This window comes from Neisseria sp. (assembly GCF_041804105.1).
Classification (GTDB): Bacteria; Pseudomonadota; Gammaproteobacteria; order Burkholderiales; family Neisseriaceae; genus Neisseria.
In genome coordinates this window covers 1-10,170 of record NZ_JBHCJY010000137.1, presented here as the reverse complement: position 1 = coordinate 10,170, position 10,170 = coordinate 1, and the positions used below count along the sequence as shown (strand labels likewise).

Genomic DNA, 10,170 nt, shown 5'->3' with positions numbered 1-10,170 from the left:
GTGGAGATGGCGATGCCGAATTCTTTTGCGGCTCTACGAATCGTCCATCCTTGACGGAGTTTTTTGAGCACGAGTTGTTTGAAGTCTTGTGAATAGGCCATGGTGGAATTGTATCGAATAATATGTTTATTTGCTATAAAACCGGATTCCCTACTGAGTGAGAGCGGCATCCCGCCACAACCAAATTCCTTTCCTAAAATACCGTTCTTTCAGATAAAAACGCTTGCAGAAATTTAAGTGGATTTCACTATAAATTTATTTATATTTATAAAATAACCCTGATTTTATAAAAATAATCCGCGTATTTTAAAAATTTTCCCTGTTTCAAAAAACAAATTCCATCTTTTTTGCGCTTGCAGAACATTCTGCCGGAGACTAGAATCCGCACATTCGTTTATTTCTTAACCGTTTCAGACGGCATAGACAGGCCGTCTGAAAAAACCATAAAAAACAAGGTTTACCATGCCGCTTACCCCGATTTACAACTTCTCCGCAGGCCCTGCCGTTTTGCCCGAATCCGTTTTGCGTACCGCACAGAGCGAAATGTTCGACTACAACGGCACAGGCTTTTCCGTGATGACCATGAGCCACCGTTCCGACGTGTTCGCCAGCATCCTGTACCACGCCGAACAGGATCTGCGCCAACTGATGGAAATTCCCGACAACTATAAAGTATTGTTTTTACAGGGCGGAGCAAGCGCGCAGTTCAACCAGGTCGTGATGAATTTTGCCGAAGGCTTCAAACGCGTGGATTCGGTGGTAACGGGCAACTGGTCGCAAATCGCCCATTCTCAGATGGGCAAACTGTCCGACTGCACCATCCATTTGGCCGCAGACGGCAGGGAATTCCACTACCAAAACCTGCCGCCGGTATCGTCTTGGGACATCGACAAAGATTCGGCCTTCGTGCATTTCGTGATCAACGAAACCGTACACGGCCTGCAATACCGCGAAGTACCGAAGCTGGAAAGCGGCATGCCGCCGCTGATTTGCGACATGTCGTCTGAAATTCTGTCGCGCAAAATCAATGTTTCCGATTTCGGCGTGATCTACGCGGGCGCACAGAAAAACATCGGCCCTTCCGGCGCGACCATCGTGATTATCCGCGAAGACCTGCTCGAGCGCTGCTCCGACCGTGTGCCCGACGTATGGAACTACAAATCCCACGTCGAAAAACAGGGCATGTACAACACCCCCGCCACCTACCCGATTTACATCGCAGGCTTGGTGTTCCGCTGGCTGCAATCCCACGGCGGTGTGGAGCAGATGGAAACCATCAACACGCTCAAGGCCAAAACGCTCTACAGTGCCATCGACGGCAGCGGCGGTTTCTACCAAAACCACGTCCACCCCGGCGCTCGCTCGAAGATGAACGTGATTTTTACCACCGGCGATGCGTATTTGGACGAACTGTTCGCCCAAGAATCCACCACCCGCGGCCTGCAACTGCTGCGCGGCTACAAATCGATGGGCGGCATGCGCGCCAGCATCTATAACGCGATGCCGTTGCAAGGCGTAGAGGCATTGATTGACTTCATGAAGGAATTCCAACGCCGCTACGGTTGAGTTCCCGTCAGAACAAAAGGCCGTCTGAATATTTTTCAGACGGCCTTTTGTTCTGACGAAAAACCGTTCACAGCAGTCTTCCAGATTTGCGATACCGCCATTTCCGCACAGACGGAACAACCTGCCGCTTTCAAAAAAAACGGTTTTCTTTCAATTGCCTGCAGAATTCCGCACAAATACTCCCCTTCCCCCGGCGACCACGAAACCACCCCGTCCTTCCGCACATCCGGCAGGCCGCAGCACAATCCGTCTCCCGCCTTAAGCCTGCTTTTTATGGCATAATACCGACTCCCCCGAGCGCATCCGATGCCGTCTGAAAACAATAATCCGACACACGGCAACCGCGCGTTTTTCATGAATTTTTCAGACGGCCTTTTGCGGCCGCCTGCTTCGGAAAGCATCCCCATGAACCCGTTCTCATCACTCGGTTTGAGTACCGAAATCGTCGCCGCCCTCACCGAACAGGGCTACGAAAACCCCACCCCCATTCAGGCCGCCGCCATTCCCAAAGCCTTGGCCGGCCACGACCTTTTGGCCGCTGCCCAAACCGGCACGGGCAAAACCGCCGCCTTCATGCTGCCGAGTTTGGAGCGTTTGAAACGCTACGCCACCCCCAGCACCTCGCCCGCCATGCACCCCGTGCGCATGCTCGTGCTGACCCCCACCCGCGAGCTGGCCGACCAAATCGACCAAAACGTGCAGGGCTACATCAAAAACCTGCCGTTGCGCCACACCGTGCTCTTCGGCGGCGTGAATATGGACAAGCAACCCGCCGACCTGCGCGCAGGCTGCGAAATCGTGGTCGCCACCGTCGGCCGCCTGCTCGACCATGTCAAACAGAAAAACATCCATTTCAACAAAGTCGAAATCGTGGTGCTCGACGAAGCCGACCGCATGCTCGACATGGGCTTCATCGACGACATCCGCGCCATCATGCAGATGCTGCCCAAACAACGCCAAACCCTGCTGTTTTCGGCCACCTTCGCGCCGCCCATCCGCAAGCTCGCGCAGGATTTCATGAACAGCCCCGAACAGGTGGAAGTTGCCCCGCAAAACACCACCAGCGCCAACGTTGAACAGCACGTTATCGCCGTCGACACCGTGCGCAAACGCAACCTGCTGGAACGTTTGATTGTCGATTTGCAGATGAACCAAGTGATTGTATTCTGCAAAACCAAGCAGAGCGCCGACCAAGTCAACCGCGACCTTCAGCGGCGCGGCCTGTCCGCCCAAGCGATTCACGGCGACAAATCGCAGCAGACCCGCCTCGAAACCCTCAACGCCTTCAAAGAAGGCAGCCTGCGCGTTTTGGTGGCCACCGACGTGGCCGCCCGCGGCCTCGACATTTCCGGCCTGCCCTTCGTCATCAATTACGAACTGCCCACCCAGCCCGAAGACTATGTGCACCGCATCGGCCGCACCGGCCGCGCAGGTGCCGACGGCGTAGCGATTTCGCTGATGGACGAAAACGAGCAGAAAATGTTCGAAGCCATCAAAGCGCTTACCGGCAACAACATCACCGTCGAACGCATCGAAGGCTTCGAACCGCGCTGGATGGACGGCGGTGTATCCGCCGCACCAGCACCCGCAGGCAGTACACGCAGGGAACGCCGCGAACGCGAGCCCCGCAATGCCCGCGAAACGCCCAAACGCGACAAAAACACCGCCGCCAAAGGTACCGACGCAGGCGCGGTCTGCACCAAAATCGCAGGAAGAAGCCGCCGCAGCCGCCACGAACGCCAGCCCTGCGCCCTGCTCCAACCCGATTACGGCGTATAAACGGATGATTGAAATACAAGGCCGTCTGAAAAGATTTTTTCAGACGGCCTTTGTTCGCGGCTGTGTCTGCATCGTATTGACGGGTGCGTACCGTAAACAGCCGCCATTCCCGTGCAGGCGGGAATCCGCGGCAAACATTCACCAGCCGATGAATAAAAACGGTAAAAAAGGCCGTCTGAAAAAGTTTTTCAGACGGCCTTGTTCCTTACGGCAGGTATCCGGTACAGCCTATGCACCCCAAAATACATGACCCAGCCACACGCCGAGCAATGTAAACAGGATGGCCAGCGCACACCCCAGCTTCGCCACCACGCCGATGATGAAGCCGATAAACGTGCCGATGCCGACCTTGCCGGCCGACCAAATGTCTTTGCGTGCCAAAAATTCACCCGCGCCCGCGCCGACCATCGGCCCCAAAAGCAAACCGGGCAGCGAGAAGAACACGCCGACGATGCCGCCGATAAAAGCGCCCCAAAGTGCCTGTTTGCTTGCTCCCGTAAACTTCGCGCCGAGCAGTCCCGCCACATAGTCCGTGGCCATGCCGACGGCGGCGACGATGCCGAGCGACACCAGCGTTGCCGTGCCGAAAATCTGATAATCCCCCGCCCAAGCCAGCAGCCACGCGCCCGCAAACATCAGTCCCAACCCGGGGATGGCGGGATAAATCGTACCCAACAGGCCGACGAGCAGGGCAATCAGTCCGAGTGTAATCAGCAGAGCGGTCATATGTTTCCTTTTCTTTTGAATGGTTTCAGACGGCCATATATGGCCGTCTGAACTTTTTTCCAGTAGCCGAACGGTTTCTCTTTTCCAAAGGCTGTCCGGATAATGCGTTGACAGCAGATCAAACGGATTTCGCCAACTGCCGCCGCCCGCACAGGAATCCATACTTGAAATCCGGCATCCTGTACTCTAAGCCAGTACCGGTCAGCTTCCCGCCTGCGCCGGAATGACGGACAAACAAAGCATCAACGCAATATCTCCACCGCTTTTCCCAAACAAGCCGTTCAGACGGCCTGTTTCTCCAGCCGCACGATTTTCATGTCCAGATTGCGCCGCCCCCAAGCGGTTTTGTACAGCAGCCTCAGCCACAGCGGATAACGGTGTCCGCACGCAGCATACAGGTTGTGCACCGCCGCCGTCTCCAACCCCGGCAGCAGCTTGGCGGCATCTTCCGGATCGGGCACGCCCCACTTGAATTCAGGGCGCGATGCCTCGTCCAAATTCCTGAGCGCATCGTGTTTCGCCGCCTTTTTCACGCCGAAGCCGCTCATCAGGTCGGCCACCAACACCGCCTGCGGCAGCACACGCCACAGCATTTCGAAAAACGCGCGCACCTGCGGTTCGCCGAAATACATCAATACGCCCTCAACCACCACCAGCACAGGCTTTCCGTGTGCCGCCGCTTCCCGCGCCCATTCCTCGTCGAACAGCGAACCCTCAAGATAGCGGTTGCCCGATTCCGGCAGCAAACGGCGGCGCACCGCCATCACCTCGGGCAAATCCAAATCATACCAAGCCGCCACCGGCGGCCTGCCCACACGCTCGAAGCGCGCGTCCAACCCCGCCCCGAGCTGCACCACCACCGCATCATGGTGTATGGCGAGAAAACGGCGCACCTCGCCGTCAATTACCGCCGCCCGCCCGCAGCAGCCGATTTGCGACATCTTGGCCGATTCAAAACGGCTGAAATCGTAATCGATTAAATCCAGCATCCGCGCCGCTTCTTCATCCCGCAACAACGCATCCGCACGCCGGTATTCCACCGCTTTGGCCCACAGCGGAATCAGCAATGTTTCCGACAAACCGCTGAAATCGGCGGGACTGACTTTGCCATCCATCATATTTCTCCCTGTTATCAACCACTTGCATGATAACGCAAAACCGACGGCCTTTTTGCAAGGCAAGGTAAAGGCCGTCTTGAACAAAGTTTTTTAGACGGCCTCGCTGTGTTTAATGATGGCTCTAAATAACAGGGCTTACCTTCAACCAACCGCTACCGTCATTCCCGCGCAGGCGGGAATCCAGTGTTACAGGCTTCTGTTTCTGAACCAAACATCGATTTCCTGCCGTTTCCAGCCTGGATTCCCGCCTGCGCGGGAATGACAATGGAGCAGGCTGTTTTACCGTTTCGAGAATGACTGCGGGAACGGACTGCTTTTCGATATTTAAAAACCGCTTGATACCGCCCGTTTTCAGACGGCATCCGTACAAATCAGGCTATAATACGGCGTAATGACCACCGTTTCCCTGCACGAACCATCATGAAACTGCCGAAAACACCCCGAACCCTCATCCTCCCCGCCCTGCTCTGCTTCGGACTGAGCGGCTGCGTGGTCGGCGCCGCCGTCGATTTGGCCGCCACCACCGTCATGACCGCAGGAAAAGTCGCCGTAAAAACCACCGGCGCGGTGGTCAAAGCCGCCATTCCCGACGGCGACAAAAAAGACAAAAAAGAAGAACGGGAAAAAGAAGAACAATCCGACGATTGATATTTTCGTCCGCAACAACAGGCCGTCTGAAAACGTTTTTCAGACGGCCTGTTGTTGCTTTTAATCATGGCACCGGAACAAGAACACGGGATTGGTTAAAGGTTTTCAGACGGCCTGACTGCTTTCAGCCATCCAAGGGTACGGGCTCGAACAACGTTTTTTCAGACGGCCTTGCCGTATTTAGCGGCCTCCAAATACGAAATTCACACACCTTCAACCCGCACCCGCTACCGTCATTCCCGCGCAGGCGGGAATCCAGCGTTACCGGCTTCGGTTTCTGCGCAAAACATCGGTTTCTTACCGTTTCACGCCTGTGCGGGAATGACGATGAGCAGGCTGTTTTGCCGTTTCGGGAATGACAGCAGGAACGGACTGTCTCACGACATTTCATCTCCGCTTGCGGCAATGCAAAACAAAACGGCAAAGGCCGTCTGAAAATATCATTTCAGACGGCCTTTGGTTTTTTAAGATTCCGGTTTACGCCTTTTTTGGATCAAGCACGGCAATACCGGTGCGCAACCTTTCCCATGCAAGATCCGTGAAATCGTGAAAAGCATTCCATAACGCGTCTTCGCTCATCACGCTGTATTCGCCTTGCGTTTTTAAATCAACGGTTTCGCCGTTTTCAATCCGTGCGTAAAAATCCTGATATTCGCCTTCGAAATAAAATTGTTCCAACTCATGCATGATGTCGCGGCTGCGCTGCCAGTCTTTTTGTGCGGCCTCAAGTTTGGCCTGCAAATCAAGCCATTCGCGGTAGAGCGATTGGATACGGTCGATTGTCGGCTGCATATCGGGTTGCATATATTGCCTTTAAGAATCAAATCAGTAATGTGGTTTCGGTTTCGAATGGTTCAGGCCGTCTGAAAATAAAAGGTTCTGGATATTTTGTCAGTATTTATTTTTCGTTATTCCCGTGTAGGCGGAACTCCGGAATGGCAGGCTTCGGTTTCCGTACAAAAATCGGGCTCTAATCATTCAAGTTTGGATTCCCGCCTGCGCGGAAATGACGATAATCGGGAATGACGGCGGCTATGAAGCCAGTCGGTTATCAGCAAAACAACCGGATACGGCTGTTTTATTTTCCCTCGGATAAGGCTTCGTTATCCAATTCTTTCAACCAAGCCAGCTTCTCGCCGATTTTGATTTCCAGCCCGCGCGGAACGGGTCGGTAGAAATCGGGTTCGTCCATGCCGTCGGGCATATAGGTTTCGCCGGCGGCGTAGGCGTGCGGTTCGTCGTGGGCGTAGCGGTATTCGCGGCCGTAGCCCAGTTCCTTCATCAGCTTGGTCGGAGCGTTTCGCAGGTGTACGGGCACTTCGTCGCTGGCGTTTTCCTTCACGAAGCGGCGCATTTCGTTATACGCGTTGTAGCCCGCGTTGGACTTGGCGGCGGCGGCGAGATAAAGCACGGCCTGCGCCAGCGCCAGTTCGCCTTCGGGCGATCCGAGCCGTTCGTAGGTTTGCGCGGCTTCGTTGGCGATGGCGAACGCGCGCGGGTCGGCCAGGCCGATGTCTTCCCACGCCATGCGCACGATGCGGCGGGCGAGATAGCGCGGGTCGGCGCCGCCGTCGAGCATACGGCAGAACCAATACAGCGCGGCGTTGGGATGCGAGCCGCGCACGGATTTGTGCAGGGCGGAGATTTGGTTGTAGAAACTTTCGCCGCCTTTGTCGAAGCGGCGGATTTGCGCGCCCAAACTGTCGGCCAAAAATGCCGCATCCAGTTCTTTCAGACGGCGCGTATCGGCGGTGCGCAATAATTGTTCCAATAAATTCAACAGCCTGCGTGCGTCGCCGTCGGCCGTACCGATGAGCAGTTCCAATGCGTCATCCGTTATCGAAAAGCCCTGATATTCGGGCAAAGCCAGCACTTTGGCGGCCAACTGCTTCAAATCGTCGGGAGACAGCGACTGCAAAACATACACCTGCGCGCGGCTCAGCAGTGCGGGATTGACTTCGAAGGAGGGGTTTTCGGTGGTCGCGCCGATAAAGGTGAGCAGACCGCTTTCCACATGCGGCAGAAACGCGTCCTGCTGGGCTTTGTTGAAACGGTGCACTTCATCGACAAACAGGATGGTGGCGCGCCCCTGCTGCAAGGCGATTTCGGCTTTGTCGATGGCCTCGCGGATGTCTTTCACGCCGGAAAACACCGCCGATACAGGCAGAAACTGCGCGTTGAAACTCTGCGCCAAAATCCGCGCCAGCGTGGTTTTGCCCACCCCGGGCGGCCCCCACAGCAGCATGGAGTGCGGTTTGCCGCCTTCCACCGCCACCCGCAGCGGTTTGCCTTCGCCGATTAAGTGCCGCTGGCCGATAACGTCGTCGAGACTGTGCGGGCGCAGCCGCTCGGCGAGCGGGGCGTCGGGTTGGCGGGTAAACAGGTCTGGCATGGCTTCGGCCTTTATTTTACAGGGGGGCGGTTGGGAAGTTGGGCTGTGCCGGCACAATCATTGATGACAAAGCGCCGTCATGCCCGCGCAGACGGGCATCCATGATTAATGTCCACAATGACATGAATCAAGCAGGTTTCTTACACTTCAAAGACGGATTCCCGCCTGCTCAGAAATGACGAAGATGAAGCGATACCGCATCATTCAATCAAAACACAGTCCAACATTTCAGACGGCCTGATTATAACAGGCCGTCTGAAAAACACTTCAAACGCCATACAGCTGCCCGCGAACCGATACCAGCGCGGTTTCCGCCTGCATACGGTCGGGCTGTTCCGGCAAACCGCACGGATTTTGGTCGAACAGGGCTTCGATTTCCGCCATCAGCGCTTCCGCCCGCGCCAGCAAAGCATCATAGCCGAACGCCCCGTTCTTGATGGCGAGCAGTTCGTCGCGGTTATCGCGCCGCACGCGGATTTCGCCGTATTGCGCGATGTCGCGGGCGGTTTCGAGCAGGCGGAATGTGTGCATCATGTTTTTCGCATCGTAACCCTGCCCGTGTGCCGCCGTGTTTCGGTAGCGCGTTTCGTTGCGCTCGGCCTGCCAGGTTTGGTACGACGCATATTCGCGGCAGTAGCTGCTGTAACCGTCTTGGTTGAACGACAGATACGCCAACGGCTTTTCGCCCGCAGGAATACTGCTCAGCGCAAGATTGTTCGCGCTGTTTTTCTGCATAATCCCGTGATAGCCGCGCGAGCCGTCCGCATCATAAAACAGCGCGAACAGGTTGCGCGCATGCGGCACGTTGACCAAACCCGCGTGCCGCTGCGTCAGGCCGTTTGCATCCAGCCAAGTCTGCAGCGCAACCGTACCCGCACCCTGCACGATATGGCAGAAATCGAGCACGGTTTTCTTTTCAGACGGCATCGGATTGACGATTTTCTTGTTCAGCCCGCGCGCCTTTTTAATCTGTCCCAAGGCATAACCGGCAAAACTCTGCCGGCAGGCCTGCGAAACAAACCATGCCGGTTTGAATGCGTCCATCAGCGGCGAACGGTGCCGCACGCAGTCGGTAGGAGAGGCCAGCAGCTCCAGCGTATTCGGATTGCTTTGCAGCAGCAGTTCGACGAAACGGCCGAGTTCGTAATAAACGATGTCGTTGGTTTCGTTGGAAATTTGCGGAATGTAGCCCAAGCCGTAATACAGACTGCGCGGCAGGTAAAACACGCCTTTGATGTCGGTATCCGATTCGGGCGTGGCCAAACCGTAGGCACGGCTGCCGGAAACGGCTTCGAGCAGGATGAGGTTTTGTCGGTGTAGGTCGTTGAGTGTCAGCATGGGCGGCCTTTGCTGGTTTGGAACGGGTTGCAGCCATAGAAAAGGCCTGTCTGAAAAATCTGCCCGAACATGTCTTACAGTTGCCCACCCACTTCTTTAAACTTCTCCACAAACGCCGAAATCTTCTCAAAAACGCTTTGTTTCAAAACCAGATATTTCGGATTTAGAGGGCTGATTTTGGGCAGCAGTTCGTTCAGTTCCGTACCGTTTTCGCTGGCAAATCCGCGTTTGAGCGAGGTTTCGAGATAGCGTTTGGCGGCTTCTTCTTTCAGGTTTTCGGCGGCAATCAGTTCGGCGGCTTCGCGCTTTTGTACGCCTTGGGCAAAGCGGTAGAACGCTTCGATGATTTCGGCTTTATCTGGGATCGTATCCAAATCCGTTTGTTCGATAAAGTCCACAATCAGGCTTTCTTTAGCACGGTTGTTGGCGCTGCTTCGGATCAGGCGGCGGATTTCTTCGGTCAACGCCGCTTGATTTTTGATTTTTTTGTGGTATTCAAACAGCAGTTACAAAATGTAATCCAGATTGATTTCCTGCGATTTGAGCAAATCCACTTCAAAAACCACATCATCCCAGTCAATTGCCGATTTTTCTTTGTCTTGC

8 protein-coding genes and 1 pseudogene are annotated in these 10,170 nt (G+C 55.2%); 3 read left to right on the top strand and 6 right to left on the bottom strand.

The genetic code is table 11. The features are described from left to right. The first annotated feature begins 462 nt into the window (after window positions 1–462). Together serC and ACEYDX_RS11730 are read left to right on the top strand one after the other, a co-directional pair. Window positions 463–1,566, top strand: coding sequence for a phosphoserine transaminase (gene serC, locus ACEYDX_RS11735; protein WP_373742197.1), 1,104 nt, complete (start codon window positions 463–465; stop codon window positions 1,564–1,566). Between the two features lie 405 nt (window positions 1,567–1,971). Beyond that, entirely contained in the window at window positions 1,972–3,345 is a 1,374-nt protein-coding gene (locus ACEYDX_RS11730; protein ID WP_373742199.1) for a DEAD/DEAH box helicase, read from the top strand. 228 nt (window positions 3,346–3,573) lie between these two features. Here ACEYDX_RS11730 and ACEYDX_RS11725 read toward each other — a convergent pair whose 3' ends face one another. Both ACEYDX_RS11725 and ACEYDX_RS11720 read right to left on the bottom strand, forming a co-directional pair. Further along, window positions 3,574–4,071, bottom strand: coding sequence for a DUF456 domain-containing protein (locus ACEYDX_RS11725; protein WP_373742196.1), 498 nt, complete (start codon window positions 4,069–4,071; stop codon window positions 3,574–3,576). Window positions 4,072–4,352: 281 nt separating this feature from the next. Continuing rightward, a complete protein-coding gene (locus tag ACEYDX_RS11720; RefSeq protein WP_373742198.1) occupies window positions 4,353–5,186 on the bottom strand; it encodes a class I SAM-dependent methyltransferase in 834 nt (277 codons plus the stop codon). Between the two features lie 423 nt (window positions 5,187–5,609). Here ACEYDX_RS11720 and ACEYDX_RS11715 point away from each other — a divergent pair, with 423 nt between their 5' ends. Then, window positions 5,610–5,837, top strand: coding sequence for an NF038104 family lipoprotein (locus tag ACEYDX_RS11715; protein ID WP_373742195.1), 228 nt, complete (start codon window positions 5,610–5,612; stop codon window positions 5,835–5,837). 477 nt (window positions 5,838–6,314) lie between these two features. On the opposite strand, the gene ACEYDX_RS11710 is transcribed toward ACEYDX_RS11715, so the two are convergent. The 4 genes and pseudogenes from ACEYDX_RS11710 to ACEYDX_RS11695 form a co-directional block, all read right to left on the bottom strand. After that, window positions 6,315–6,641: a DUF4298 domain-containing protein gene (locus tag ACEYDX_RS11710; RefSeq protein ID WP_373742194.1), complete on the bottom strand. Its 327-nt coding sequence runs from the start codon at window positions 6,639–6,641 to the stop codon at window positions 6,315–6,317. 274 nt (window positions 6,642–6,915) lie between these two features. Continuing rightward, complete coding sequence (locus ACEYDX_RS11705) at window positions 6,916–8,229, bottom strand: replication-associated recombination protein A (RefSeq protein WP_373742193.1); 1,314 nt, start codon at window positions 8,227–8,229, stop codon at window positions 6,916–6,918. 267 nt (window positions 8,230–8,496) lie between these two features. Continuing rightward, window positions 8,497–9,567 (bottom strand): DNA polymerase beta superfamily protein, encoded by a 1,071-nt coding sequence (locus tag ACEYDX_RS11700; RefSeq protein WP_373742192.1) that lies wholly within the window; start codon window positions 9,565–9,567, stop codon window positions 8,497–8,499. Between the two features lie 74 nt (window positions 9,568–9,641). Continuing rightward, window positions 9,642–10,170, bottom strand: a pseudogene (locus ACEYDX_RS11695) (type I restriction endonuclease subunit R); the annotation flags it as partial.

Bases quoted from the DNA above. Each gene is read 5' to 3' on its own strand.
- ACEYDX_RS11705 (WP_373742193.1), bottom strand. From the start codon at position 8,229: ATGCCAGACCTGTTTACCCGCCAACCCGACGCCCCGCTCGCCGAGCGG.
- ACEYDX_RS11730 (WP_373742199.1), top strand. From the start codon at position 1,972: ATGAACCCGTTCTCATCACTCGGTTTGAGTACCGAAATCGTCGCCGCC.
- ACEYDX_RS11720 (WP_373742198.1), bottom strand. From the start codon at position 5,186: ATGGATGGCAAAGTCAGTCCCGCCGATTTCAGCGGTTTGTCGGAAACA.
- ACEYDX_RS11710 (WP_373742194.1), bottom strand. From the start codon at position 6,641: ATGCAACCCGATATGCAGCCGACAATCGACCGTATCCAATCGCTCTAC.
- ACEYDX_RS11700 (WP_373742192.1), bottom strand. From the start codon at position 9,567: ATGCTGACACTCAACGACCTACACCGACAAAACCTCATCCTGCTCGAA.
- ACEYDX_RS11725 (WP_373742196.1), bottom strand. From the start codon at position 4,071: ATGACCGCTCTGCTGATTACACTCGGACTGATTGCCCTGCTCGTCGGC.
- serC (WP_373742197.1), top strand. From the start codon at position 463: ATGCCGCTTACCCCGATTTACAACTTCTCCGCAGGCCCTGCCGTTTTG.
- ACEYDX_RS11715 (WP_373742195.1), top strand. From the start codon at position 5,610: ATGAAACTGCCGAAAACACCCCGAACCCTCATCCTCCCCGCCCTGCTC.